The sequence below is a fragment of the Serratia sp. NPDC087055 genome, from assembly GCF_044900985.1.
Taxonomy (GTDB): domain Bacteria; phylum Pseudomonadota; class Gammaproteobacteria; order Enterobacterales; family Enterobacteriaceae; genus Serratia.
Window position 1 is genome coordinate 57,165 of sequence record NZ_JBJDOG010000004.1, and the last position, 26,619, is coordinate 83,783.

The 26,619-nt window shown below is 54.1% G+C and carries 25 protein-coding genes; 10 read left to right on the top strand and 15 right to left on the bottom strand.

The genetic code is table 11. The annotated features are described in order from the left end of the window. Positions 1–31 precede the first annotated feature (31 nt). The 4 genes from ACI2J2_RS18465 to ACI2J2_RS18480 are packed head-to-tail and all read right to left on the bottom strand — an operon-like array spanning position 32 to position 2,964. Positions 32–166 carry a TglA family RiPP precursor gene (locus ACI2J2_RS18465; protein WP_404760585.1) on the bottom strand — a complete coding sequence of 45 codons (135 nt, stop codon included), beginning with the start codon at positions 164–166 and terminating at the stop codon, positions 32–34. A 10-nt stretch (positions 167–176) separates the two neighbouring features. After that, the gene (locus ACI2J2_RS18470) at positions 177–1,295 is read right to left on the bottom strand and encodes a site-2 protease family protein (protein ID WP_404760586.1); all 1,119 of its coding nucleotides are present in this window, start codon (positions 1,293–1,295) and stop codon (positions 177–179) included. Beyond that, positions 1,292–2,203, bottom strand: coding sequence for a class I SAM-dependent methyltransferase (locus ACI2J2_RS18475; RefSeq protein ID WP_404760587.1), 912 nt, complete (start codon positions 2,201–2,203; stop codon positions 1,292–1,294). The genes ACI2J2_RS18470 and ACI2J2_RS18475 overlap by 4 nt, the downstream gene beginning before the upstream one ends. A gap of 11 nt (positions 2,204–2,214) precedes the next feature. Further along, positions 2,215–2,964, bottom strand: a complete 750-nt coding sequence (locus ACI2J2_RS18480) for a methyltransferase domain-containing protein (protein WP_404760588.1) — start codon at positions 2,962–2,964, stop codon at positions 2,215–2,217. A gap of 418 nt (positions 2,965–3,382) precedes the next feature. On the opposite strand from ACI2J2_RS18480, the gene ACI2J2_RS18485 reads away from it, so the two are divergent. Then, positions 3,383–4,009 carry a lysoplasmalogenase gene (locus tag ACI2J2_RS18485; RefSeq protein ID WP_209637751.1) on the top strand — a complete coding sequence of 209 codons (627 nt, stop codon included), beginning with the start codon at positions 3,383–3,385 and terminating at the stop codon, positions 4,007–4,009. 35 nt (positions 4,010–4,044) lie between these two features. On the opposite strand, the gene ACI2J2_RS18490 is transcribed toward ACI2J2_RS18485, so the two are convergent. Together ACI2J2_RS18490 and ACI2J2_RS18495 are read right to left on the bottom strand one after the other, a co-directional pair. Continuing rightward, on the bottom strand, positions 4,045–4,422 hold the full coding sequence (locus ACI2J2_RS18490; protein ID WP_209637753.1) for an AprI/Inh family metalloprotease inhibitor: 378 nt from the start codon (positions 4,420–4,422) through the stop codon (positions 4,045–4,047). Positions 4,423–4,477: 55 nt separating this feature from the next. Continuing rightward, entirely contained in the window at positions 4,478–5,941 is a 1,464-nt protein-coding gene (locus tag ACI2J2_RS18495) for a serralysin family metalloprotease (protein WP_209637755.1), read from the bottom strand. A gap of 670 nt (positions 5,942–6,611) precedes the next feature. Here ACI2J2_RS18495 and ACI2J2_RS18500 point away from each other — a divergent pair. After that, the gene (locus ACI2J2_RS18500) at positions 6,612–8,927 is read left to right on the top strand and encodes a zinc/cadmium/mercury/lead-transporting ATPase (RefSeq protein ID WP_404760589.1); all 2,316 of its coding nucleotides are present in this window, start codon (positions 6,612–6,614) and stop codon (positions 8,925–8,927) included. 64 nt (positions 8,928–8,991) lie between these two features. Here the strand turns inward: ACI2J2_RS18500 and tusA are convergent, their stop codons facing one another. After that, the gene (gene tusA, locus ACI2J2_RS18505) at positions 8,992–9,237 is read right to left on the bottom strand and encodes a sulfurtransferase TusA (RefSeq protein ID WP_209637759.1); all 246 of its coding nucleotides are present in this window, start codon (positions 9,235–9,237) and stop codon (positions 8,992–8,994) included. 399 nt (positions 9,238–9,636) lie between these two features. Here tusA and ACI2J2_RS18510 point away from each other — a divergent pair, with 399 nt between their 5' ends. The 3 genes from ACI2J2_RS18510 to ACI2J2_RS18520 all read left to right on the top strand — a co-directional run bounded on the left by ACI2J2_RS18510 (position 9,637) and on the right by ACI2J2_RS18520 (position 11,424). Beyond that, a complete protein-coding gene (locus ACI2J2_RS18510) occupies positions 9,637–10,302 on the top strand; it encodes a 7-cyano-7-deazaguanine/7-aminomethyl-7-deazaguanine transporter (protein WP_209637761.1) in 666 nt (221 codons plus the stop codon). A 43-nt stretch (positions 10,303–10,345) separates the two neighbouring features. Continuing rightward, positions 10,346–10,780: a GNAT family N-acetyltransferase gene (locus tag ACI2J2_RS18515; protein WP_404760590.1), complete on the top strand. Its 435-nt coding sequence runs from the start codon at positions 10,346–10,348 to the stop codon at positions 10,778–10,780. A gap of 80 nt (positions 10,781–10,860) precedes the next feature. Continuing rightward, positions 10,861–11,424 (top strand): DcrB family lipoprotein, encoded by a 564-nt coding sequence (locus ACI2J2_RS18520; RefSeq protein WP_209637766.1) that lies wholly within the window; start codon positions 10,861–10,863, stop codon positions 11,422–11,424. A 52-nt stretch (positions 11,425–11,476) separates the two neighbouring features. Here the strand turns inward: ACI2J2_RS18520 and glpC are convergent, their stop codons facing one another. The 3 genes from glpC to glpA are packed head-to-tail and all read right to left on the bottom strand — an operon-like array spanning position 11,477 to position 15,577. Beyond that, the gene (gene glpC / locus ACI2J2_RS18525) at positions 11,477–12,676 is read right to left on the bottom strand and encodes an anaerobic glycerol-3-phosphate dehydrogenase subunit GlpC (protein WP_404760591.1); all 1,200 of its coding nucleotides are present in this window, start codon (positions 12,674–12,676) and stop codon (positions 11,477–11,479) included. Beyond that, positions 12,673–13,944 (bottom strand): glycerol-3-phosphate dehydrogenase subunit GlpB, encoded by a 1,272-nt coding sequence (gene glpB, locus ACI2J2_RS18530; RefSeq protein ID WP_404760659.1) that lies wholly within the window; start codon positions 13,942–13,944, stop codon positions 12,673–12,675. The genes glpC and glpB overlap by 4 nt, the downstream gene beginning before the upstream one ends. Continuing rightward, positions 13,934–15,577 carry an anaerobic glycerol-3-phosphate dehydrogenase subunit A gene (gene glpA / locus ACI2J2_RS18535; protein WP_404760592.1) on the bottom strand — a complete coding sequence of 548 codons (1,644 nt, stop codon included), beginning with the start codon at positions 15,575–15,577 and terminating at the stop codon, positions 13,934–13,936. Before glpA ends, glpB begins: the two co-directional genes overlap by 11 nt. A gap of 365 nt (positions 15,578–15,942) precedes the next feature. Here glpA and glpT point away from each other — a divergent pair, with 365 nt between their 5' ends. Both glpT and glpQ read left to right on the top strand, forming a co-directional pair. After that, a complete protein-coding gene (gene glpT / locus ACI2J2_RS18540; RefSeq protein ID WP_037426293.1) occupies positions 15,943–17,298 on the top strand; it encodes a glycerol-3-phosphate transporter in 1,356 nt (451 codons plus the stop codon). A 231-nt stretch (positions 17,299–17,529) separates the two neighbouring features. Then, positions 17,530–18,609: a glycerophosphodiester phosphodiesterase gene (gene glpQ, locus ACI2J2_RS18545; RefSeq protein WP_209637771.1), complete on the top strand. Its 1,080-nt coding sequence runs from the start codon at positions 17,530–17,532 to the stop codon at positions 18,607–18,609. A 153-nt stretch (positions 18,610–18,762) separates the two neighbouring features. Here the strand turns inward: glpQ and yigL are convergent, their stop codons facing one another. Both yigL and pldB read right to left on the bottom strand, forming a co-directional pair. Continuing rightward, the gene (gene yigL / locus ACI2J2_RS18550; protein WP_209637773.1) at positions 18,763–19,563 is read right to left on the bottom strand and encodes a sugar/pyridoxal phosphate phosphatase YigL; all 801 of its coding nucleotides are present in this window, start codon (positions 19,561–19,563) and stop codon (positions 18,763–18,765) included. An 11-nt stretch (positions 19,564–19,574) separates the two neighbouring features. Next, positions 19,575–20,612, bottom strand: a complete 1,038-nt coding sequence (gene pldB, locus ACI2J2_RS18555; RefSeq protein ID WP_265556400.1) for a lysophospholipase L2 — start codon at positions 20,610–20,612, stop codon at positions 19,575–19,577. A gap of 135 nt (positions 20,613–20,747) precedes the next feature. Here pldB and rhtB point away from each other — a divergent pair, with 135 nt between their 5' ends. Further along, positions 20,748–21,368: a homoserine/homoserine lactone efflux protein gene (rhtB, locus tag ACI2J2_RS18560; protein WP_209637778.1), complete on the top strand. Its 621-nt coding sequence runs from the start codon at positions 20,748–20,750 to the stop codon at positions 21,366–21,368. A 125-nt stretch (positions 21,369–21,493) separates the two neighbouring features. Here rhtB and rhtC read toward each other — a convergent pair whose 3' ends face one another. The 3 genes from rhtC to pldA form a co-directional block, all read right to left on the bottom strand. Beyond that, the gene (rhtC, locus tag ACI2J2_RS18565; protein ID WP_265556402.1) at positions 21,494–22,120 is read right to left on the bottom strand and encodes a threonine export protein RhtC; all 627 of its coding nucleotides are present in this window, start codon (positions 22,118–22,120) and stop codon (positions 21,494–21,496) included. 12 nt (positions 22,121–22,132) lie between these two features. Beyond that, positions 22,133–23,965, bottom strand: a complete 1,833-nt coding sequence (recQ, locus tag ACI2J2_RS18570) for an ATP-dependent DNA helicase RecQ (protein WP_265556403.1) — start codon at positions 23,963–23,965, stop codon at positions 22,133–22,135. A 150-nt stretch (positions 23,966–24,115) separates the two neighbouring features. Continuing rightward, complete coding sequence (gene pldA, locus ACI2J2_RS18575; protein WP_209637783.1) at positions 24,116–24,994, bottom strand: phospholipase A; 879 nt, start codon at positions 24,992–24,994, stop codon at positions 24,116–24,118. Between the two features lie 201 nt (positions 24,995–25,195). Here pldA and ACI2J2_RS18580 point away from each other — a divergent pair, with 201 nt between their 5' ends. Together ACI2J2_RS18580 and rarD are read left to right on the top strand one after the other, a co-directional pair. Next, positions 25,196–25,666 (top strand): thioesterase family protein, encoded by a 471-nt coding sequence (locus ACI2J2_RS18580; protein ID WP_037426267.1) that lies wholly within the window; start codon positions 25,196–25,198, stop codon positions 25,664–25,666. A gap of 64 nt (positions 25,667–25,730) precedes the next feature. Then, positions 25,731–26,618: an EamA family transporter RarD gene (rarD, locus tag ACI2J2_RS18585; protein ID WP_209637787.1), complete on the top strand. Its 888-nt coding sequence runs from the start codon at positions 25,731–25,733 to the stop codon at positions 26,616–26,618. Position 26,619 lies beyond the last annotated feature (1 nt).

Here is a 26,619-nt window from a genome sequence, read left to right on the forward strand (position 1 = left end):
CAAAGCTGCCCTGTTTCCAGGGCGGCGGTGTTTATGCAAAGACTTTGCTTTCAATCACTTCGATATCATCCAGATCAAACTCTTCAAACACATTATCAACCTGCTCATCCGCAGGCTGTTGCTCTACGACTTGGTTTTGTTCACTGTCTTTCATTTCAGGCTTCATCAGCTTCTCCTTAGGGCAATAGACGAAAAATCATCATGGCAATCCCGCACCAGGCCAGTACCCAGCCAAATGCGGTAAACAGGCTTACCAACCAGTAGAGACAGCTATCTTTATCATTTTCAGTGGGTTTACCGGCCAGCCGTTGACGGCAATAACGCAACGCACGTTGCCGCAAACGGGGTTGGTCAAAAAACTCCGTCAATGCGAGATAAGTGTCACCGTTAAAAATTGGCAACAGCGTAGGAATTAATGACAAGCAGGAAGCGACGATCATCACGACCGCCATATCATGGAACGGAGATCCGGGTCCTGTAGCCCCCCATATGGCAATGCCTACCGCCGCATAGTAGAAGCTGGCTGCTGGCCCCATCAGGATGGTGATTGCCCGCTTGCCGGGACTCAGCGCGGACCATGTTCGTTGTTCCGGCCTAACCCAGCCCGTCGCCAGCAACGTATAAACGCCAATGCCAAAATCGGTAACGCGCACGCGATAATGTCGACAACTCAAGGCATGCCCTAATTCATGGATGGCGATAGAACTCAATATGACCGGGTAGTGCCAAGCCAACCATGACCAGCTTTGGGTATAGGTTGCCATGACATCCTGGCTAAACTGAGCCCACCGACTGAACAAAAAGCCTAAAGCCACACCCACCGCCAGCAGCAACAGCGCGTTAAACAATGAGGAACATAACCAGGGTGCCCGTCGATAGAGGCGATCCAAACCGTTTTGCGGGTTCATTTTTATCAGATTGATCAGCAAAAAACGCTTTAGCGGGCCGTAGGTAATGCCCGTAGCAGGGTCGCGCTTGAGGCCTCCCTCTTGACCGCTATGCGTCAATAAGCCCAATTGCAGCAAACGGGTTTGAAAAGCCGCCAGCTTTGGTAAAGCGATGGTCGCCCGCAGACTCTCCTGCGCAACCCGTTGTACCTGCTCTACAGTTCGTTCACCGTTAAACAGCCGAGCTAACGCCAGTTCAGTTTTTCCCAATTCATAAGCGATATCATTTTGGGGGTCATAAATGCGGAATTTAGGTTTTTCAGCGCCCTCTACGGGTTCACAAATCAGTTCATCGCGATATCGGCAGGGAGGGAGAGTCGCCGCTATCGGTATTGCGCTATCGCTCATGCGGCCCCCGCTGCTTCAAACCAGGGCTGATAGAACTGTTGCAGCCGGTCACGCCCTGCAGCACAAACCGCAGAAAATGCCGAAGTGTCCACGCGGCCGAACCTGCCCAACACAAAAACAGCCCCCGGCCTTGTCGGCCCACATAGCGGCGTTTCTGTGGTTAAGATCGGGGTCCAGCCATGTTTGAGCATCAGCAGTTCAATACTGTGCGGTGTTAGAAAACGCCGATGGTTATGTGTCAGATAACCCTGTTGCATGCCATAGCCCAACGCACGGCCTTCGATCAACAACAGTCCTTGCGTTGACGCCATAGCCTGACATTTTTCCATTACCCGGTTGACGTCATAAACGTGCTCAAGTGACCCATTAATGATAATCAGATCTGCTTGATCATCTGTGGTCATTTCTTCCGCGCTGACCGTGTCAATATTCAACCCCAGCGTTTTGCCATACTGGGCATAAGCGCTGTCCGGATCGTTTCCTTTTACTTGCCAGCCTCGTTTGGCAAACGGGATCATTAATCCACCGGCAGAGCACCCTACATCGATCAGGCGCCCCCGTTCAGGCAACCATTGGCTCAGACTTTTGTAGAGATAATCGCCCCGTTTGATTTGATCGAGGAAAAAGCTTTTATCCGGTGCCCCCTCTCCAAACAAATTCAAACGATAAAATTTATCGTAATAATCTTGATAAAACTGAGCGTCAAAACGATATGCCTGGTAAATATGTCCACACTGAGTGCAGCCGGCAATCGGCAAAGCCACCGCGTTTTCTTGCGGCCCACGAATATGCGTCAGTAACGTTAAACAAGCCGCTGAGTTGCAAATTTCACATGCAACTTGCGTTGCCTGATAGTCTTGCTGCATGTGTAATAAGCTCAGGTAATGCCGCACGGATTTTATATCCATTTTCTATCCCATCACTTAATACTGAAGAATCCTTCAAAACAGATATGTTTAAAAATGGTCATCACATCCACAAACCCGGCGCGATTAAGCATTTCTTGGTTTCCTAACGTAGAAAACGGCTCAAGCACGCCCTTCAGGGAGCGCGATTTAGCCAAGATCTCATGAGCGGCATATCCCTGTTCAACCTTGTAATCAACATACAGGCTGCTGATGATGTCTTGAAAACGCGCATCGGGACCGCGAACCTTCTCAAATAACACGAAGGCGCCGCCCCAATTGAGGCTTTGATAAATACGATCGAACAATTGCTGACGAACACGTGGCGGAATAAACTGCACAGTGTAATAAGCGACGATAAAATCGCTCTTTTCGTACGGGAAATTCAAAATATCGTCAGTAAGGAAAGTCACATTTTTATTGGCCGCTTGTTCGGCAAGCAGAATATTAGCCTGTTGCGTCATGGCCTCTTCAATATCAATACCAACAAATTTTGCCCCCTGAGAGTGCCGTTTAGCCATCTTGCGGGTTAAAGCCCCGGTTGAGCTTCCAAGTTCATAAACGACGGAGTTTTTATTGATAAAGAAATCGCTAAGCGAAAGAATGATATCGTGGCCATCATGATATTTTGGCACTGACTTAGAAACATGAGAGTCAAAGTTCTTTGGCGTATTACCACCAAAACTCCATGCCGCATTTAAAGAATCAATTCCATCCCCAACGCTGTCCAAAGACGACTCGGTCACACTGTCCATACTCGCCATGACGCTCCAAAAAGAATGTTAATGAAGTATTAAAAATGTAAACAATGTTTATCAATTTAATAAATCTTAAGCAACATCCACGTTTGATTTATTTTTTTGTTTTAGTTCCCAACACCTCGGAACCCTTCCGCGAGCAGCGCCATCACTGATATATTCTATTTTCTTATGATTCGGTCGAGTCATCTGAGGTCTTGTTATAAAGCACCACTTTCCAAGGGGACAAATACGCGCAATAGGTGCCATTTTCCTGATGCACCTTCGCTATAGATCATTCCTGATCACGCCAGATGAGTTACCCTTCACTCGCAAGAAAGCATTGTCGATTGCAGCCGTGCTGCCTACACTGCAATCAGGAAGTGACACTGGTGACAATTTGGAGCCGGATGCTGCGGCTCCCATAATGAATAAGGAAGACATAATGAGTTGGCCGTTCCTTGCCGTATTCTTTTCCGGTTGGCTGTTCGTCGATGCCTCCTACCGCGGGCCACGCTGGCAACGCTGGGTGTTTAAACCGGTTACCCTGCTATTACTGCTGCTTTTGGCCTGGCAAGCGCCAGTACTGGGTGCCGCAGGTTATCTGATTGTCCTGGGTCTGGTGGCAACACTGATCGGCGACGCCCTGTTGTTGTTGCCGCGAGAGCGCGTGCTCTACGCCATCGGGGCTTTTTTCCTGTCTAACTTACTCTATACCCTGAGTTTCGCTAGTCAGATGACCTTCAGTCTGTTTTGGCCGCTGCCGTTGGCATTGCTGGTAATCGGCATGCTGTTATTGGCAACCATCTGGACCCGACTGGAAGAAATGCGCTGGCCTATCGCCACGTTGGTCGCAATGACGCTGCTGATGGTGTGGTTGGCAGGTGAACAATACTTTATGCGCAGCACAGATTTCGGTTTCTCTCTGCTGGCCGGAACCTCTCTCCTGCTGCTTGCCAACATCGTGTGGTTGATTAATCGCTATCGCTTTACCTTCCGTGCAGCGGATGCGCTCGTGGCATTCTGCTACTTTTCCGGCCATTTCCTGATCGTACGTTCGTTGTACCTGTAATGCTCAGGGCGGGTTCGGCTATCGAACCCGCTGTATTATGCCAACGCCTTCAGCGTCAAACCGTCATCTGCACCGAGTTGATTACGATAAATATCCCCGTCTCGCGAGAAGAAGACCAATGTGCTGCCGTCCGCCTGCAGCAAAGCGATACCATCGGGCGCAGGGCGCCAACCTACAACCTCAGCCGTAAGCACCTTTTTCAAACACCCCTGCCGATCCACCAATTGGTAGCCGTTGGTTTCACTCTGCTCGCTGGCTAAAAACGCGATCTGACACTGGTGTTCAGCATCGGCGACTTGCCACTGCCCCGCCAAAGACTGCGCGGTGGGAAGAACTAAACTGCTGGCCATAACGGTCCCCGTAACAATCATGCCCCCCGCCATCGCGGCGGCACAGGCTAAGCTGCCTTTCATATCGACTCCTGCATAACGCCCGGCCAGAGTGCGCCGGGCGCTATTATCTTCACTGTTACACGATAAAGTCAGTGGCAACGTCTACCTGGCCCACGATCTTCACCAGGAAGTCCGGTGCCTGATGGCCACCGATGTTCAATGCCAGATCGCTGACGTTATTTGACGCATTGTAGGACAGTAAAGCTTCGCCCGCTGCGCCGCTGAAATGATCAACAAAGTGGATCTGATCGCTGCTCGATACACCCTGATTGAAGAATGACAGATCGATCTTATCGATGCCTTTCTGGAAGTCCTTGATCCAGTCAGACGCACCTGGCGTAGAGTCGCTGACCGCAGAGAAGACAAAAATATCCTTGCCTGCACCGCCCCACAGCTCATCGGCCCCACCACCGCCGAACAGAATGTCGTTGCCCGCGCCGCCTTTCAGCACGTTGTTGGCCGCATTGCCGACGATCACATCATTGCCCGAACCACCAATCGCATTTTCAATCGTCACGCCGGCGGCGATAGACACGTTACCTTTCAGCCCGCCCACGTCGGAGAAAGACTTTTCGTTCAGGTTAATGCGCTGATTGGCGGTGTAACCGGAGAAATCGAAGGTGTCATTGCCACCCGCATCCCAGGCCGCAAAGATCACTTTTTGCGAATTGCTGGTCGTACTGAGGAAATCACGGCCGGTATTGGAGTTGAAGCCATACACCGTGTCACCGGTACGGGTCGACAGGTTAGCGCCATACAGGTGCTGAATGGCTGAAATGTCATCCAGCAACGGTGCCGCAGCGTAGTGACCGCCGTTATCACCGCCGGTATTGGTTTCACTCCAGTAGCTCATCAGACTGAACCCGCGAGTATCCTCGGCATAACTGGCGTTGTTATAGGTTGGATTGCCTTCTCCGGCGTTGTAATCACCCGGATGGCTCAGGCCCAATGCATGGCCAATCTCGTGAGTAAACGTCTGGCGGCCATAATCTTCGCTGGCGGGATGCTTAACGTTGGACTGGTTGACGTTGTACCAAGTCTGACCACCCAGATCCTGCCCTTGGTAGATCGTGTTCGGCAAGAACGCATACGCCTGCGTGCCGTAATCGTAATGACCAGGGCGATCCTGGCTGTAGTTGCCAAACGTGATATTGGCCTTTTGGCCGGCGGCAACTTCAGTAAAAGTGATATTGGCCACGTCAGACCACGACTGCAGCGACAGTTTGGCCTGCTGCTGCTGTTCCGCGCTGAACTTGCTCAGCCCGGTATCGCCGGCAACGTTGGTGGAAGAGAATTTATAGTCCGGGAAAGAGAAAGTTAATTTAACCGACTGGTCAAAAACTTTATAACCGTTCCAGGTTTGGTTGGTGCGGGTAATAAACAGCCCAGCTTGTTCGGTAGAAAATGAGTCCTTGCCATTAACCTGAATCCCGTTGCCACGTTCGTGGTAATGCAACAGATCGTCTACAGCATTATAGCCGGAGCCGGTCGCCGCGAGAGCCGATTCAGTAACTTCAATTGCCTTTTTAGTAGATTGCATTGGTTCGATTCCACTCATTAGCTGATCGTTATCAATCAGACAGATAGACATAACCTGCCCGTCAGCGACGGAGAACGATCCGGCAACTAGCGGGAAGGGACTTATGCGCCGTTACCGGCAGTGTGTTAGACAGAATTAATGCATATATATCAGCAAATAAGATTACCGCCATAAATGGTAATCGATTCCAATTATAGGCAGGGGTTGGAAACTGAACATAAAATAATCAGCTATATATTCATGTAACGAAGGAGAGTTATGCTGGTTTTTACCGTTATTTACAATGTAAATGAAACTTAAACTTCATAAGTTGGCAACAAACTTCAACAAAAATGCGGCCTGTAGGTTCAAGCGGATCGTGCTGGCATTTAAGTGACATAAAGTTAAATTTAGCTAAAGAGTTATAGATTAATAACTCTTTATTATTAGCCGACGGGACTTTTTAGTTTGTATGGGAATAACATTTTCTTATTTTGACTAACGGCCGTGTTTCACCAGACCGAAATGCGCTTATTAAGCCAGTCAATACGTTGAAACGTACGTCACTGACGTAAAAACCCCCTCCGTCTCACAGTTAGCAATAATTCTCATCCCCTGCTTGACTCTGGAGTTGGCTCCAGGGTGTAGAGTCTGCCCAATGAACTTCATTAACGGCCCAGAGGGGGACGCTATGACTCACCATGAAAACCATAATCATCAAGAACACCATCATGCGGAAGGCGGTTGTGGGTGCAATCACAGCCACAGTAAAACCCAGCACGGTTGCAGCAGTGAAAAACAGAGTGTCGACAGCCACAGCGGACATACGCACGCACATGATCATGGCGCTGGAAGTTGCAGCACGGAAGATCATGAGGATCCGGATGAGGAAAGTGACAGGCTAGCTGCCGCCCCTCTCTCCGGAAGTCAGCGCTATAGCTGGAAAGTCACAGGTATGGACTGCCCAAGCTGCGCCAAAAAAATTGAAAACGCGGTGACCGCCATCCCCGGCGTCGACAACGCTCGCGTGCTGTTCGCCACAGAAAAATTGGTTGTCGACGCGCAATCCGATATTAGCCTGCGTATTCAGGACGCGGTAAAACAAGCCGGATTTACCCTGCTCGGGGCGCAAACAGCCCAAGCCGAACAGCCAAAATCGTCGCGCCTTGGCGAGTTCGGTCCGCTACTGCTGCTTACCACGCTGATGATCGTCAGTTGGGCGCTCAGCATGGTCAACCCTGAACTGAGCCGCATCGCTTTTATCGCCACCACATTGGTAGGTCTGGCACCGGTCGCGACCAAAGCGGTTCGACTGATCCGCTCCGGTACGCCATTTGCCATTGAAACGCTGATGAGTGTGGCCGCCATCGGAGCACTGTTTATCGGTGCAACGGCCGAAGCGGCGATGGTGCTGCTGCTGTTTATGGTCGGTGAAATGCTGGAGTCCTATGCCGCTAACCGCGCGCGCCGCGGCGTGAAAGCACTGATGGAATTGGTGCCGGAAGACGCCCTGCTGCTTCAAGGCACGCAGCGCAAGCGGGTACCGGTATCCAGCCTACGCCCTGGCGATGTGATTGAAATTGCCCCCGGTGGCCGCCTGCCGGCAGATGCCGAACTGATCAATGCGTTCGCCAGCTTCGACGAAAGCGCCCTGACCGGCGAGTCGGTACCCGTCGAACGCCAGCAGGGTCAAAAAGTCGCTGCGGGCAGTTTGTCGGTCGATCAGGCCGCGCAAATGAAAGTGGTTTCTGAGCCTGGCAAAAACGCCATCGACCGCATTCTACAACTGATTGAAGAAGCTGAAGAACGCCGAGCACCGATCGAGCGTTTCCTCGATCGTTTCAGCCGGTACTACACCCCAGCTATCATGCTGCTGGCTATCGCAGTGATCCTGGTACCACCGTTAATGTATTCACAACCCTGGGATACCTGGATTTATCGTGGCCTGACCCTGCTGCTGATCGGTTGTCCTTGTGCACTGGTGATCTCCACCCCGGCGGCGATCACATCCGGGCTGGCCGCCGCCACCCGCCGTGGTGCGCTGATTAAAGGCGGTGCGGCGTTGGAACAATTGGGCCAGGTACAAACCATTGCTTTCGATAAAACCGGCACGCTGACTGAAGGCAAACCCACAGTCACCGATGTACTCCCGCTCAACGGCATCAGTGAACAACAATTACTGACCCTTGCCGCTGCGGTTGAAGCAGGTTCCCATCACCCGTTGGCGCAAGCAATTATCAAACGCGCCGAGCAATACGGTGCGCCTCTGCCACTGGCACAAGGCCGTCGAGCATTGGCTGGCGTAGGGGTAGAAGGTATTGTCGACGGTAAAACCCTGCTGATCAGCGCACCTGCCAAGCTGGCCGCAGGTTTGCTGCAACAACAGGGTATCCAGCAGGTGGAGCGGCTGGAAAATGCCGGTAAGACAGCGGTAGTGGTACTGGAAGAGGGTGTCCCTATCGGCCTGTTGGCGCTACGCGACACCTTGCGCAGCGACGCCAAACAGGCGATTGCCGAACTGAATGCATTGGGGATCAACGGGGTCATGTTAACCGGCGATAATCCACGTGCGGCGGCGGCAATTGCCTCTGAGCTTGGGCTGGATTACCGGGCTGGATTGTTGCCGGAAGATAAAGTGAAGGCAGTGACGGAACTGAGCGAATTGCGTCCAACAGCGATGATCGGCGACGGCATCAACGATGCCCCGGCGATGAAAGCCTCCAGCATTGGTATCGCGATGGGCAGCGGTACCGATGTGGCCCTGGAAACAGCCGATGCCGCGCTGACCCATAACCGCCTGCTGGGTGTGGCGGAAATGATCCGCATCTCACGCGCCACACATGCCAATATCCGGCAGAACATCACCATTGCATTGGGGCTGAAAGGGGTATTTCTGATCACCACGCTGCTGGGCCTGACCGGGCTGTGGCTGGCCGTACTGGCAGACTCTGGCGCCACCGCGCTGGTCACCGCCAACGCCCTGCGGCTACTGAAGAAACGCGACTAGGCAATAACACACTGTAACCACGTGGCCCAGGAACGGGCCACGCCATCTATTCCCCGGGCAAAGGTTAGACGCCCTTACGTAACAGGTAGCGGTACGGTGCCTTATCGGTTTCCTGCGCCACCAGCGTATGTTCCATAAAACGGCAGAACCCCGGAATGTCGCGGGTTGTCGCCGGATCGTCAGCAATAATCAACAAGGTTTCACCGTTATCCATATGGCGCACGGTTTTGCGCACCATCATTACCGGTTCTGGACAGCGCAATCCCAGCGCATCAAGCGTCTGGTCAGCCTGGGAAAATAAGTCAGTCATGCATTTTTTCTCGTTCAAAAACGATCGGCGAACGCTCGCCGCATCTCATTAGCGCCTAGTTTACGCCGGTAGTTTTTCTGCGCAAGATGCGTTAACGTTTGCGTTAAAGAGGCTGCGTCTCCCGATGAAATGTGGTGCCGTCACTGCCCCCAACTGCCGTTATCACGGCGGAGGGTGCAGCCCATAGTGGGCACCTGACAACACAGAGAACGGTTGTTGGAGGCGTGACCTTTCAGGCTGGGGCCAAATCACAGTGCTGCTGCATTATTCGCCGCTTATTTGGCCCACTAACCGTTGCATTGGTTGCGCAAACGCGTATCATGCGCCCGCGCAGCTTATTTCGTTGCACAGACAAGACATTTTTGGGTTCCCTCACCCCATTATTAAAAAGGCTACAACATGTATTCGTTTACTGCTCAGCAGCGCTTTACCGCGTTGGTCTGGCTATCGCTGTTCCATATTGTCATCATTACCTCCAGCAACTACCTGGTGCAGTTGCCGATGTCCATTTTCGGCTTTCATACCACCTGGGGTGCATTCACCTTCCCGTTTATTTTCCTGGCTACCGATCTGACAGTACGTATTTTTGGCGCATCACTGGCGCGGCGTATCATTCTTTCGGTGATGGTGCCGGCGCTGTTTATTTCGTACGTGATCTCCACGGTGACCTATCAGGGCGAGTGGCAGGGTTTTGCCGCGTTGGGCAGCTTTAATCTATTTGTTGCGCGTATCGCCGTCGCCAGCTTTATGGCTTACGTACTCGGTCAGATCCTTGATGTCCACGTATTCAACCGCCTGCGTCAACGCAGCGCCTGGTGGGTTGCTCCCGCTGCGGCCATGTTCCTCGGCAATATCAGTGATACCCTGTCGTTCTTCTTTATTGCTTTCTACAAGAGCAGCGACGCCTTTATGGCCAATAACTGGGTTGAAATTGCCCTGGTGGATTACAGCTTCAAAGTGCTGATCTGCATGCTGTTCTTCCTGCCAATGTACGGCGTGCTGTTGAACATGCTGCTTAAGCGCATCGCTGCACGTCAAAACGACGGTAGCCTGCAACCGAGTTAACCCGTGTTATCATTGGCGGCCTGCACTTACCCGGAGGCCGCCAATGACAGTGACCACCCGCCACGCCACCCTCGAAGAAATTCATCGCCTGTACCAAGGCATCCCTGAGTTCGGTAACTTACACAGTCAGGCTGATTTGCAGCAACGTATTGGATCTGCCTCGGCTAACGCACTGATCGCCGAGATCGACGGCCAACCCGCAGGGTTCAAACTCGGTTATCAACAGCAGGAAAAAGTGTTCTACAGTTGGCTGGGCGGCGTATTGCCGAGGTTTCGCCGTTATGGTGTCGCGCAGGCTTTACTCGTGGAGCAAGAGCAGTGGGCACGGGCTCAGGGTTATCGACTGTTGGCGGTAAAAACGCGCAATCAGTTCCGTGCAATGCTGATGATGCTCATCAGTCATCACTATCAGATTGTTCAGCTGGAAAAGAAAGGCGAAGTGGCTGATTATCGGCTATTACTTGAGAAAACCTTGTGACAACATCTGCCTTGCATTTCACCCTGGAATAGGGTGCGATAAGGCAGTGAAACCCTACCTGAAAGGAAAAAGGAAGCCCAATGCGTAAAGTAGCAAAATTGATGGGTATCAGCCTGTTAGTGCTTGGCCTGGCGGCCTGTGACGGCGACACCAAAGACACCAAAGCATCAGCGGCTGATGCTGCTGCCAGCGCCCCCGCGGGGCAACAGGTAAGCTTGCTGGAGGGTACGCTGGCCTTCACCCTGCCCGTTGGCATGGCGGACCAAAGTGGCAAACTGGGCAATCAGGCAAACAACATGCATGTCTACGCCGACAGCACCGGTCAACGTGCGCTGATCGTGATCCTCGGCGACAAAACCCCCGACAGCCTGGAAACGCTGAGCAAACGTCTGGAAGATACCCAACGTGCGCGTGATGCCAACCTGCAGGTGGTCACCAACAAAGCCATCGACGTTGACGGCGTGCCACTGCGTCAGTTAGACAGCATCATCACCAGCAGCGGCGAGAAAGCCTACTCTTCTATCTTGATTGGCACGCTGAACAACAACATGCTGACTATTCAGGTGACCCTGCCGGCGGATAACCAACAGCAGGCTCAGGCTGAAGCCGAAGGCATCATCAAAACGCTGAAGCTGAAAAAATAAATACGCGACTGTGTCCCTCCATTGAACCTGGAGGGACACAGCCTGCGGTGCCTTACGCCAATGCCTGCGCCAGCAGAGTGATCGGATGTTCGCAGCGCTTGCTGGTCGACATTTCGATTTGCCATTTGCAGGTTTCGCAGTCGGTGACCACGACATCCACGCCACTTTCCTCTATCTGGCGGAACAGCGATGCACCGATCCCCTGTGAGGTCGCATAGTTTTCCGATTTAAAACCGTAGGTGCCGGCAATCCCACAGCACTGCGAGTCCAGCACGATCAGCTCCAGCCCCGGGATTTGCCGCAACAATTCCAGCGTATAAGCAGTCCAGCCCATTTTCTCCATATGGCAAGGTGTATGGTAAGCCACCCGTAATGGCATGTTTTTCAATGGCAACTGACGTCCTTGATTGATCAGGCGATACAGATAACGTGTCGCCAGCTCTACCCGTTCACGCACTGCCGAGGTATCCACCTCCAGCAAATGCGGATATTCATCGCGCAGAGTAAAAGTACAGCTCGACGACGTTGCCACGACAGGAATACCGCGCTCCAGCACCGCTTCATGCAGCGACTCTGCATTCACCTTGGCCTGCTTTTTGGCCTGGGCGATAAAGCCGTTGGCGATTAGCGGCACGCCGCAGCATTTTTCACGCTTTAGCAGCTGCACGCCGATATCCATCGCATTAAAGACCTTGATCAGATCCTTACCCAGTTGCGGATGGTTGTAATTGACGAAGCAGCCGTGGAAAAACGCCACCTGCTCAGCGTAACGCTGCTGGACCTGCGCTTGCTGGCGGTACCAGCGACGGAAGGTGCCAAACGAATATTTAGGCAGTTCGCGACGATGGTCAATTTTTAACGCTTTATCCAGTAAAGCGCGTACCGGTTTCAACCCGGTAGCTGCATTAACGATCGGTGCAAACGGCGTCGATAGCGAGCCCATAATATCGGTGTGGCTCAGGATGGCATCGCGCAACGTGGGTTTGCTTTGGGCATAGTCGGCGCGAGCCCGTTGAATGATATCGCCGATTTTGACATCTGACGGGCAAGCCACCTCACAGCGTTTGCAGTTAGTGCAATACTTAAGCGCTTCGTCGTACAACGCCGGATCCTTGAGCCTCAGACGTTCACCGTCAGGCCCCGCCTGCTTTGGCCCCGGATAGAGTGGGTTGACTTTGGCCACGGGACAATAGGTGGTGCACACCGTACACTTGATGCAATTTTCGAAACTATTGTCTTTCTGTAGGCTCATGGTTGCTCCTCCTGCGCTGCAATCTGTTGCGCGACATGCAGCGCTCCAATCAGCGAAACACCCGCGCCGCAACCCTGCTGCAGCGGATCGTAGCCACCAGTCACCGCACCAATCGCGAACAGGTTGCTCACTGGCTCCCCGTGTCTTATTGCCCGTAACTGGCTATCGGTACGCACCCCAAATTGCAGATAGGGTTGCGGAGCAAACAGATCGCTATGGCACCAATCTGCGCGATCGGTTCGGCTGTCGACATCCAACCCCAATACCGGTTCACGTATACCGTCGAAGTCCGCCACCAGCCCATTACTGAAAAAGCTGCCGCTGGCCAGCACCACGTGTTGCGCAATGAGCGGAATATCGGTGTGGTTGCGGGTATAGAGACCCGTCACACGCCCAGCGTCGATATCTGCCCGCAGTACGCTGTCACCTGGCATAAAAACGCCGCCCAGCTGCTGTAAACGCGATCGCAGAGCCTGGTGCAAGCGCATGCCCAACACCGAAGGGGGGAGCGTCGGCAACACGCGGATAGGTTTCCCCACCGCCGCCTGCAGCGCCGCCAGCGGCTTATCGTCTTCCAACCCCAAGCAGGCGGGCAAGAAAATCGCCTCGGCATCCCCGGCAAGTCGACGCACTTCATCCGCCATCAATGTCAGGTTCTCAGCAAGATCCAGCACTCTGGCAATATTCACAGCCCGAAACTCACTGGGGTTGTTACGCAACCGGTCCAGCACAGGCAGGTGCATATGAGCCACTTCGGCCTTGATCCCCAACGCCTGCGTCAAGGAACTGGCAACCAGCTGAGGCTGAAAATCTAAAAATCCTTCGATACCAATTACCGCGATGTTTTGCCATGGAAGCTCCCCTTCCAGCGGCGTGACGGGTATCGCCTGCGGGCTTAGCCAAGTGGCTCGGCGCGTGCCAAGCGGCGTAACGCGCAGATGATTACGTTCGCTGCCCCCCTGCAAACTGAGGCCACAGCGATGCAGCAACCGTGCTGCTTCGTCAGACAACGTGGCTACCCGTTCCGCCCCCATCAGTGAATAGGGGTGCTGAGGGGCTTGTATGGCAAGCGCAGGCAACGCTGCCAGGGGAGCCTCTACCGGCGTGCCGTCGGGTAACTGTGCCAGCAGATCAAGCGAGCCGGAGGAGAAATAGAGGGCACTCTGGCCTGAACTGACGACGGCACAACGCTTGCCTTGCTCCGACAAGCGAATCGCGCAGGCCATACCCGCCAACCCGCCGCCAATCACCACTACGTCAAATCGCATCATCGGCCTCCTGTTCCTCCCGGGCATCAAGCCCGCACAATCCCTGGTAAACCCAACTGGTAAATTCGCTTTCACGTAGCGCATCCCCCCAAGCGATAGGTCGTACCCCTTTCCAACGCTCATTGAGGAAATGTGATAACTGATCGATAGACTGCTGCGGGGTGGTGACGTTAAAACGCGTGAGTAGCCCAGCGGCACGACAGGCGCAAAGCTCACCTTGGCAGGTGCCCATACCAACGCGGGTACGACGGCGCAGATCGACCAGATTATTGACGGTGAGCGTGTTCACCGCATAACGCACCTCTCCAGCGGTCACGGCTTCACATTCGCACACCAGGCTGTTATCCAGCCGATCGCCAGCCGGTACCCGACTGGCACGGTCACCGTGACGATAAACCGCCGAACCGCGAATGCTGGCGGGGAGAGAAACCACGCTGCGTACGGTTTCTTCCGCCGACTGGCGGGAACCCGGTAGGGCCTCTTGCGCAGTGGTGCAGGGGCTAGTTAACCCGAGCTTTTCGCATACTTTATCGGTGGCCCACTGTGCCATCAGCCGGTAGGTCATCAGTTTGCCGCCGGTGATGGTGATAAACCCTTCCAACCCGTCACGGCTGGCATGATCTAGCAGCACAATGCCACGGCTGACGTTACGGCCACTCGGATCATCATCACTGGCCACCAGTGGACGCACGCCGGCATAAGCTCGCAGAATACGGGTCTGCGCCAGCTCCGGTGCCAATAACGCGCCTTCACGTATCAGGATGTCCACTTCTTGTGGTGTCACCTGCATGTTGTCAATCTGGTCATAGTCAATGTGGGTGGACGTTGTGCCAATCAACGAAATGGTGTCACCCGGAACCAGAATGTCGGCATCTGCGGGCTTGCGGCAACGGTTGATCACCATGTTATTGATGCGATGCCCGAGGATCAGCAAAGCACCTTTCGCCGGGAACATACGAATACGCAAATCGGCATATTCCGCAATCTGCTGGCCCCAAATGCCGGCGGCGTTAACCACCATTTCGGCATGAATATCGTAGCGGCGCGCAGATTTATGGTCGAAAACGCGCACGCCTGTCACGCGATCGCCCACACGAATCAAACCAACCACCTGATGATAGGTCAGAATTTGCGCCCCGTGCTCACGGGCATCGAGCATATTCGCGGCGGTTAGTCGGAACGGATCAACAGTGCCATCGGGTACGCGCACCGCACCTATCAATGTTGGATTCGCCGCGGGCTCCAGGCGCAGTGCCAACTGTGGGTCAATCGCTTCGGCGTTGATGCCGGCACTGTGACAGGCGGCAATAAACTCTTGTTGGTAGGCCAACGAATCCTGCGGCAACGTAATAAACAGCCCATCGGTACGCTCAATGCAGTGATGTGCAATGCGTTTGAGGATACGGTTTTCTTCTATACACTCGCGTGCCGACTCGCCGTCGGTCACCGCATAACGCGCACCACTGTGCAGCAGGCCATGGTTGCGGCCCGTCGCGCCAGTCGCGATGTCGTGGCGCTCAAGCAGTATGCAACGCAGTCCACGGCGCGCACAGTCACGCGCAATGCCCGCGCCGGTCGCGCCACCGCCGATGATGATCACATCCGTTTCGTTAGCCGGTGAATGGCTGCTCATGACACTCCCTCATGATCCGTGGTTATGCGTCTATTGAGCCACAGTCACTGGGGTCTTTGTTTGATAAGGAACAATAACGAACCTGAAACGAAAACATAATGTCCACAAAAAACCATGAATGTGATCATAATCACGATTTTTGGGTGTTTTTCTATTTCATAACGTTAACGAATCGCTCAAAATTCGCCGGTGCTTCATAAAAGTGTAACAATTGCGCCATTCATCACAGCGACACCAGGCTGATTTGACTAGGATGGCGCTCGTTATGGAACATAAAAACACCACATTCGATATCCGCTCAATCATCAAATGAACGTACAAGATCATATTGATGTGATAACTAGATAAAGCCATCGGAGGCGCTCATGTTGAGTATTTTTAAGCCGGCAGCACACATTTCCCGTGTGCCGGTCGACAAAGTCGACCCGCTGTACCGTAAATTGCGCTGGCAAATTTTTATGGGGATTTTCTTCGGTTATGCCGCCTATTACCTGGTGCGCAAGAACTTCACCCTGGCCATGCCTTATTTGATTGACCAAGGTTTCAGCCGCGGTGACCTCGGTTTCGCGCTGTCCGGTATTTCTATCGCCTACGGTTTTTCCAAATTCATCATGGGGTCGGTGTCTGACCGCTCCAACCCGCGCGTATTCCTGCCCGCCGGCTTGATTTTGGCCGCAGCAGTGATGTTGTTCATGGGCTTCGTGCCTTGGGCAACGTCTAGCATCGCTGTCATGTTCGTGCTGCTGTTCCTGTGCGGTTGGTTCCAGGGAATGGGCTGGCCGCCGTGTGGCCGAACCATGGTGCACTGGTGGTCGCAGAAAGAACGCGGCGGTATTGTTTCGGTCTGGAACTGTGCCCACAACGTAGGTGGTGGTCTGCCGCCACTGCTGTTCCTGCTCGGTATGGCATGGTTCAACGACTGGCATGCTGCGCTGTATATGCCGGCCTTCGGTGCCATCCTGGTCGCCCTGATCGCCTTTGCCCTGATGCGTGACACCCCACAATCTTGTGGCCTGCCACCGATCGAAGAATACAAAAACGATTACCCGGACGATTACAGCGATAAAGCGGAAGAAGAGCTGACTGCCAAGCAAATCTTCATGCAATACATTCTGCCGAACAAGCTGTTGTGGTACATCGCCGTGGCCAACGTGTTCGTCTACCTGTTGCGTTACGGCATCCTGGACTGGTCACCGACCTACCTGAAAGAAGTGAAGCATTTTGCGCTGGACAAGTCTTCCTGGGCTTACTTCCTGTACGAATATGCCGGTATTCCGGGCACCCTGCTGTGCGGCTGGATGTCGGACAAGGTGTTCAAAGGTAACCGCGGTGCAACGGGCGTGTTCTTTATGACCCTGGTGACCATCGCCACCGTGGTTTACTGGCTGAACCCGGTCGGTAATCCTGGCATCGATATGGCCTGTATGATCACCATCGGCTTCCTGATTTATGGCCCGGTGATGTTGATCGGCCTGCACGCATTGGAGCTGGCGCCGAAGAAAGCAGCCGGTACCGCTGCGGGCTTCACCGGTCTGTTCGGTTACCTGGGGGGTTCCGTCGCAGCCAGCGCCATCGTCGGCTATACCGTTGACTACTTCGGTTGGGACGGCGGCTTCATGGTGATGATTGGCGGCAGCATCGGTGCGGTAGTCCTGTTGTTGCTGACCATGATGAGCGAGAAAAAGCACCACGCAGAAATCGCTGCCAATAAACGCGGTTAAGTTTCATATCACTGTCGCATTATTTAAAGGCCGCATTGCGGCCTTACACTGCTGACAAAGCCTGTTATTAGGGAAAGGGTGCCGATGGGGTCGTAGCGGCTTGTCCGCCGGAGCGCCCCTCGGCGCGCTAAGCCCGGGCATCTCGGGTTCAAAAACCACTTTGTCATCAAACTCAGGCCGCATTGCGGCCTTTTTACTCCCCTCTGCCCCTACAACACGGAGAACAACAACATGCGGACTCAAGTCAAAGCCCTGCTGACAGGGATCATCCTGGCGACCTCAATGGTCAGCGCGGCGCACGCCGCCGACAAGGTAGTCATTGCCCACCGTGGCGCCAGCGGTTATCTGCCGGAACACACGCTGCCCGCGAAGGCCATGGCCTATGCGCAGGGGGCAGACTTCCTCGAGCAGGATCTGGTGATGACCAAAGACAACGAGTTGGTGGTGTTGCATGACCACTATCTCGATCGCGTCACCGATGTGGCAGAACGTTTCCCAGACCGTGCGCGCAAAGATGGTCGCTATTACGCCATCGACTTCACGTTGCCGGAAATTAAATCGCTGAAGTTTACCGAAGGCTTTGAGATCGAAAACGGCAAGAAGGTACAGGGATACCCAGGCCGTTTCCCGATGGGCAAATCCGACTTCCGTGTTCATACCTTCCAGGAAGAGATCGAGTTTGTTCAGGGCCTGAACCATTCAACCGGTAAAAATATCGGTATCTACCCGGAAATCAAAGCACCCTGGTTCCACAAGCAGGAAGGCAAAGACATCTCCAGTAAGGTGCTGTCAGTCCTGAAGCAGTATGGTTATACCGGCAAAGGCGATAACGTCTATCTGCAATGCTTCGACGCCAACGAACTGAAGCGAATTAAAACCGAGCTTGAACCGAAGATGGGTATGGATCTGAAACTGATCCAACTGATTGCCTATAACAAGTGGCAGGAAACCTATGAGCAAAAGGCCGATGGCAAGTGGGTGGAATACGACTATGACTGGATGTTCAAGCCAGGCGCGATGAAGCAAATTGCTCAGTACGCCGACGGTATCGGACCGGACTACCACATGCTGGTGGTAGCGGAGAAATCCAAGCCCGGCAAGGTGGTATTGACCGACATGGTGAAGGAAGCCCATGCCAATAAACTGGCGGTGCACCCATTCACCATCCGTGCAGATGCGCTACCGAACTACGTCACCGACGTGAACCAACTGTATGACGTGATTTACAACCAAGCAGGCGTTGACGGCGTATTCACCGACTTCCCTGACAAGGGCGTGCAATTCCTGCAAAAGCAGGGCCAGCACAAGTAACCATCAGGGCGCCGCAAGGCGCCCCATGATAAGTCACAACCCAATGGATTTCGCGTCCCGGCGAGGCTGGCAAGTAAACGCATCCCCGGGATGCTTACTCAAGTCAGTGACTGGGGTAAGTGCGCGTAGCCAACAATGCTAAACGAAGGGTTATCAGGCCAGGAACATCTTGCGCAGATAGTGCGGTACCGCGTCGTCGACGTTGGAGCCAATCACTTCCAGCTCAGGCAGCTTGTCTTTCAGACGCTGGTGCGCGTCGCGCATGATGCAGCCTTTACCGGCCATCGACAGCATTTCCAGATCATTCATACCGTCGCCAAAGGCAATGCACTCTTTCAGCGTATAGCCGATGATCTTGGCCACTTCTTCCAGCGCATGCCCTTTTGACACACCGCCCGCCATCACTTCCAGACAGGTTGGAAACGAGAAACTGACGTTAACCCGATCGCCCCAACGCGCATTGATGGCATCTTCCAGCGGCAGCAGTTTTTCGTGATCGTCACAGGTGAAGTACACCTTGCACACACCGTCGGTTTCCAGCAGGCCTGGCTCGAACAGCTGGTAGGTGAAGATCGACTCGCGGAAGAATTCCTCCTGCTCCGGGCTTTCGCGGTTGATGTACCAGTCGTCGTTCCGGTAGACGTTGGTGGTGATGTCCGCATCGTCATGCAGCATGCCGTAGAGATCACGGGCAATGTCTTCGGCCAGATTATGACTGAAAATCAGCTCGCCGTCGGTATTGTGCACTCGAGCGCCGTTAGAGGTGATCATAAAGGCATTGATATCGAGGCTATCGCGGATCTGCGCAACGTCGATATGGTGGCGGCCGGTAGCAAAAACAAAATGCACGCCACGCTGGGTCAGCAGCTTCAAGGTCTCTTTGGCGTAAGGTGACAGCGTATGGTCAGGTGATAGCAGCGTGCCATCTAAATCGGAAGCAACGACGTGATACATAGCGGTATGTTCTAACCTCTGATGGAGTGGTCGGCGGTAGGTGCACCACCTAAGTGTTGAGCAAAGAAACGCAGGATTGCGCTCAATGCTTCGGCGCGCATCGCGTCCCGCTCAAACAGGATCTCATGCCGTGCGCCTTCGATAACCTGCGGTTTACCCCCTTCACAGGGATGACCCGCGTCTGACAATGCCTGACAAAAAGCCTGGTGGGAACGGTTGTCGACCACCCGTTCTTCCCCGGCCTGTAATAATAATAGCGGCGTGGTTATTTTAGCCGCTTGAGCAATAATCTCTCGCCCAGCCTGCAGGCTTTCCCTTACCCAATGGTAAGTCGGCCCGCCCACTTGTAACTCGGGATAATCGGCGTAATAACGCAAACAGCGCCGATAGCGTTCCCGGCTGTGGGTCAATACATTGACGACATAGGGCAGTGGCCGCCACTGGCCAGTGCCTATTGCATAGTAGTCGCGTACTACGGGGTATTTCTCCGCCCAATTCAGGATACGGTTTGCCATCCAGTCGGGCATTGGCAAATAAATACCGAACATGGGCGCACAAAACGCAGCTGCGTCAAAGCTCTGAGGCTGGCGTACCAGAAACTGCGCCAGGATCGCTCCCCCCATCGAATGGGCCAACGCAAAACGTTGCCGGTAGCCACCTGGTGCCACTTCTTGCTGATAGAATTGCGCGAAATCGTCAACGTAATCGGCAAAGTTTATCACATGACCCCGGTGCGTATCTGCCAGCAAACGGCCTGAACGGCCTTGCCCGCGGTGATCCAGAATCATTACGTCATAGCCGCAATGAAACAGATCGTAAGCAACTTCAGGATATTTAACGTAACTTTCGATGCGGCCGGGGCTGATCACCACCACCCGCTGGTGACGTGCAGAGCGGAAACGTACGAAACGGATTGGCACACCGCCAACCCCGCTGAACTCGCCTTCTTCACGCAGCCGCCAAAAATCCAGCAGCGGTCCGGTGGCGAAGGCAGCGAACTGCGTTTCACGCGTTAACCAGTCATCAGTGCTGAGAGTAAACGACGTCATCAAGAGCTTTTCCCTGAGCCGCCAGCGGCAAAAATGTGACTTCTGGCACAAGAAATAATACTAGCGTATTGTGATTCAATTCTTACAAAAACCGAACCATTTTGGCACAAATTGGCGCTTTCAGGGAGCACTGCGATGACCTTAGACTGGTGGTTAACCTACCTGCTAACAACCCTTATCCTCAGCCTGTCACCCGGTTCAGGGGCGATCAACACCATGAGCACCGGCATCAGCCACGGTTATCGTGGCGCGGCAGCATCGATCGCCGGCCTGCAGGTTGGGCTGAGTTTGCATATCGTTCTGGTCGGCATTGGCCTGGGCGCGTTGGTGTCACAATCGCTGATGGCGTTTGAATTGCTGAAATGGCTGGGTGCTGCTTATCTCGTGTGGCTCGGTATTCAGCAGTGGCGCGCCGCCGGTGCCCTGGACCTGCATACGCTGGCGGGTACGATGCCGCGCCGCCGCCTGTTCCGCCGTGCGGTGCTGGTAAATCTGACCAACCCAAAAAGCATCGTGTTTCTGGCCGCGCTGTTTCCACAGTTTATTTTGCCCAACCAGCCGCAGGCCGAACAGTACCTGGTGCTGGGTGTCACCACCGTGGTAGTGGATATCATCGTGATGATTGGCTACGCCACGCTGGCAACCCGCATTGCAGGTTGGCTAAAAACGCCACGCCAAATGCAGCTGCTGAACCGCATCTTCGGCTCGCTGTTTATTCTGGTGGCCGGGTTGCTCGCCACGGCAAGAAAAGCCTGATAGCGCATTCTACGCCTAATTATCGCAAACAGGTTGGACAGGATCAGCGCATAAGACCCGGAGCCTACACGGAGTACGTGAGGCTCCTGAGCACTGCTCGGGCCCAACCTGGCAAGTAAAATAGCCTAGCGGGTAAAAATCAGGTGCAAGCCGAAGCCGGTGAACAATACGCCCGCCAGCCCGTCGATCCACTTAGCCAGCCGCTGATAGCCGCGGCGCATCGCTGGCAGCGCAAACACCACCGCAACCAGGCTGAACCAAACAAACGTCTCAGCGATGATCAACAAAAACAGGCCCCAGCGCGCACCGGCCCCCACATCGTCACCCACAAACAGTGAAAACACGCTGCCGAAATAGATAACCGCCTTCGGATTAGACAGGTTAGTCAGGAAACCACGAATAAAGCTGCGTCCCGGCTTGGGCAAGGTGACTTTCACTTCCGGTGCCGGCGCAGATTGCGCGTTTTGGGCGCGAGCGGAACGCAGCAGCTGCCAGCCCATCCAGCACAGGTAAATCCCACCGCCGACCATAATAATCTGATGCAGCCAGGCCATTTTTTGCAGGATCAAGTGCAGGCCCATCAGCGCCACCCCCGCCCACACCACGATGCCGAGCGAAATGCCCACCACGCCCATCATCGCCTCACGGCGCGAACGGCTGGCGGCGGTTTGCGACACAAAAAAGAAGTCTGGGCCCGGGCTCATCAGCGCAATCAGGTGCACCAGAGCCACGGTTAGAAATAGCATCAACATGATTTATTGCCCTTAATCTTCGTCATTATCGAGGTGATCGCGGATCATCGCCATAAACGGGGCGCCAAAACGCTCCAGCTTGCGCTGGCCGACACCGTTAACACTCAACAGGTCACCGGCCTTAATTGGCATCTGTTCCGCCATTTCCAGCAGCGTAGCATCGTTGAATACCACGTAAGGGGGGATATTTTCTTCGTCGGCAATCGACTTACGCAGCTTGCGCAGTTTAGCGAACAATTTGCGATCGTAATTACCACCGTAGGATTTTTGGTTAGCGCTACTGCGGACCTTCAGGCTCTGGATGCGCGGTACCGCCAGTTGCAGCTCCAGCTCACCACGCAGTACCGGGCGTGCGGCCTCGGTCAGTTGCAGCGCCGAATGCAAAGCGATGTTCTGAGTGATAAAACCCAGGTGAATCAACTGACGCAGTACGCTCGTCCAATGCTCGGTGGTTTGATCGCGACCAATGCCGTATACCGGCAACTTTTCATGCCCGTATTCACGGATACGCTGGTTATTGGAGCCGCGCAGCACTTCGACAATATAGCCCAGCCCGAAACGCTGGCCGACACGATACACGCAGGACAACGCCTTGCGGGCATCTTCCAGTCCGTCATAGCGCTTGGGCGGATCCAGGCAGATATCGCAGTTGCCGCAGTTCTGGTGTTTACCTTCACCAAAATAGTTGAGTAACACCAATCGGCGGCAGGTTTGCGCTTCAGCAAACGCGCCCATGGCATTGAGCTTATGTCGTTCAATATCCAGTTGCTGCCCGGCCGGTTTTTCTTCCAGACAGCGACGCAGCCAAGCCATGTCCGCCGGATCATACAACAAAATGGCTTCAGCCGGCAGGCCGTCGCGCCCAGCGCGACCGGTTTCCTGGTAATAAGATTCGATATTGCGTGGAATATCAAAGTGAACCACGAAACGCACGTTGGGTTTGTTGATGCCCATGCCAAAAGCAACGGTAGCCACCACCACCTGCAAATCGTCACGTTGGAAGGCTTCCTGCACCTGTGCGCGGCGCTCATTATCCAGCCCTGCGTGGTAGGCTCCCACGCTTAGGCCACGGCTTTGCAGGCGCGCGGTGGTGTCTTCAACCTTGGCGCGGCTGTTGCAGTAAATAATACCGCTCTTACCCCGTTGGTCCTGCACAAAGCGCCACAGCTGATCGAGCGGTTTGAACTTCTCCACCAGCGTGTAACGAATATTCGGCCTGTCAAAGCTGCTGACCTGGACGAGCGGATCCTGCAGCGCCAACAGACGCACGATATCGCCACGCGTCGACTCATCGGCGGTCGCGGTCAGGGCAATCACCGGCATATCTGGGAAGCGTTGCTTCAGCAGCCCCAGCGCGCGGTATTCTGGACGGAAATCGTGACCCCACTGAGAAATACAATGCGCTTCATCCACCGCCAACAGGGCCGGTGGATAGCCCCCGAGCTGATCGAGGAAACTGTCCATCATCAATCTTTCAGGGGCGATATACAGCATTTTGATCTGGCCATTGCGGCAACCCGCCATCACTTCAAGCTGTTGCTCGCGTGTCTGAGTCGAGTTATAGCAAGCGGCAGAGACGCCATAGGCCAGCAGTTGATCAACCTGATCTTTCATCAATGAGATCAACGGGGAAACCACTAATGTCAGGCCGTCCATCACCAGCGCCGGGATTTGATAGCACAACGATTTACCGCCACCGGTCGGCATAACAACCAGGCAATCCTGCCCAGCGATCGCCGTATTGATAATCGTTTGTTGACCCGGTCGGAATTGCTGGTAGCCGAAGGTATCGCGTAATACCTGCTCTGCCAGCAACTCTTTGTTTATCACTGCTGCGGTTGACACACACTTCCCCACTTTGAACGGTATTCCCAAAGTCATTGGAGCTACGGCAAGGCGACCAGTAGGTGAATCCCCGGGAGCTTGGCCAACCAAGTGAGCGGGGGTGAGTCTACGCAGCCAACACAGCAGCAGCTTCAAGTACGCAGGGTATGATTACATAATATCGTTTAGCATGACACCAACGCCAACCCGTGTCTGCCGGAAGTTGTAATCAATCAAGGATTCGCCGTAGCCGCTGAACACCTGAGTGTAGAAACGCACGTGCTTGCCGATCGGGTAGCTCCAGCCCATTTCCGCGCCGCCGTAGCCGCTGTTCCAGTTATAATGGCTGTCGACGCTGAATATGCTGTCACCCCAGGCATAACCGACTTTCAGGCGGTAGTAACCCATGTATTTGGTGATATCCGGGTTGTCGTCGCTGCTGTCGCTTTCCGAGAAACGGAACCAGGGTTTGAGATCCACCTGCCAGTTGCCATTTTGCGCCATAAAGCGCGCGTAACCGCGGTTCCAACTGCGAGAAGTGGGATCAGAGCGGCCGTTGGATTGGTGGTTAAGACCAACTTCAACGTCACGCAGTGTCCAACCGGCAAAGCTATAATCCGTCGCCCAGCCCAAGAACACCTGTGGTTCATAGTTGGTCTCACGGAAGGGCGATGACTCACTGTGGTTGGAAAGCTGCCACCATGAGCGTTGCGTGTAAGAAGCGCCCAGCACAGAGTTGTCGCCGGCAATACCGCGCCACAGTGGAAACGCCAGGCTGAGCTGGTATTTCACTTCATCCTTGCGTGCATTTTCGGCCCAGTTATAGGACTTGATGGCTTCTTTGTTGATATTGCTGGTATCGGTGTACAACACGTAGTTGGTATCGTACGGGTACAACGTAAATGGGTTGTCGTGATCCTGCAGCATGTTGGCAATAATGCTGCCGCGCACCGCCGGTTTATCATGAATTTGCTGCTCTTTGGCCTCTTCCGCCTGAACCACCAGCGGCACCGCCAGCGTGGCTAAAACGATCCCTGACAAAATGCGCATAACGTTCCTCACCCCAACAAAAAATGACAAACTCTGAAATAAAAACAGGCCATTTTACACACAAAGGCGGTTTTACAGCAGCGTGACGTGTATTTATTGGATTAGTCTGGAAAGCAACAAAATATAGGCATAATATCAACAAACAGTTAACCTGGACTGACCAGTTACCTTCCCTACTACACAGAACAAGCATAGGTATTTATGTCTACCACACCACTGACTCTCGAAGCCGCACGCCAGAAAATTGGCGAAATCTTTGTTTATCACATGCCGTTTAACCGCGAGCTGGGCCTTGAGCTCCGCCGCTTTGACGACGACTACGTGGAACTGAGTTTCACCAACCAGCCCAAGTTGGTGGGCAACGCTGCCCAGAAGATCCTGCACGGTGGCGTAATCGCGTCGGTACTGGACGTCGCCGCAGGGTTGGCGTGCGCCGGCAGTGTGTTGATGCGTCTGGATCCTCTGCTCGAAGAAGAAGTCGCTACTCGCCTGTCACGCATGGGGACTATCGATCTGCGCGTTGACTATCTACGCCCGGGTCGCGGTGAGCACTTCGTGGCTGCGGCCAGCGTCTTGCGCAGCGGCAACAAAGTTGCTGTCGCCCGCGTTGAACTGCATAACCACGATGGCCTGCATATTGCCAGTGCCACCGCCACCTACCTGGTCGGGTGATTGTATGCGGTGAGCGTCTTCAGTACACTCACCGCACCTCCGTTTTACCCATCTGAGTATCGTCATGGACGCACAGCAAACGCGGCAGGGCATCTTCTTTGCTCTTGCTGCCTATTTTATTTGGGGCATTGCTCCGGCCTATTTCAAACTGATCCAACAGGTCCCTGCCGATGAGATCCTCACTCACAGGGTCATTTGGTCATTCTTCTTTATGCTGGCGCTGATCTCACTGGGCCGCAATTGGCCACAGGTGCGTGCCGCCTGCCACAACCGCAAACGGCTGTTGCTGCTGGCGGTGACGGCACTGCTGATCGGCGGCAACTGGCTGCTGTTTATCTGGGCGGTGAATAACCACCATATGCTGGAGGCCAGCCTGGGGTATTTCATTAACCCGCTGGTGAACGTGCTGTTGGGGATGTTGTTCCTGGGGGAGCGTTTCCGCCGAATGCAGTGGCTGGCGGTGGTATTGGCGTTCGCCGGCGTACTGATTCAGCTATGGCAATTTGGCTCTCTGCCAATTATTGGCCTGGGGCTGGCGTTCAGCTTTGCGTTCTACGGCTTGCTTCGCAAGAAAATTGCCATAGACGCACAGACCGGTATGTTGATTGAAACCCTGTGGCTACTGCCCGTGGCGGCGGCGTATCTGTTCCTGTTTGCCGACAGCCCGACCAGCCACCTGGGCGCTAACCCTGGGTCGTTAAACCTGCTGCTGGTGGCTGCCGGTATCGTCACCACCGTGCCGCTGCTGTTCTTTACTGCCGCAGCGACCCGCCTACGCCTATCGACACTTGGCTTTTTCCAGTACCTCGGCCCCACGCTGATGTTTCTGCTGGCCGTCACCTTCTACGGTGAAACTGTGGGTCAGGACAAACTGGTGACCTTCGGCTTTATCTGGGCAGCGTTGATTCTGTTTATCATGGATGCGCTTTACACCCAACGCAAACTACGCTGAA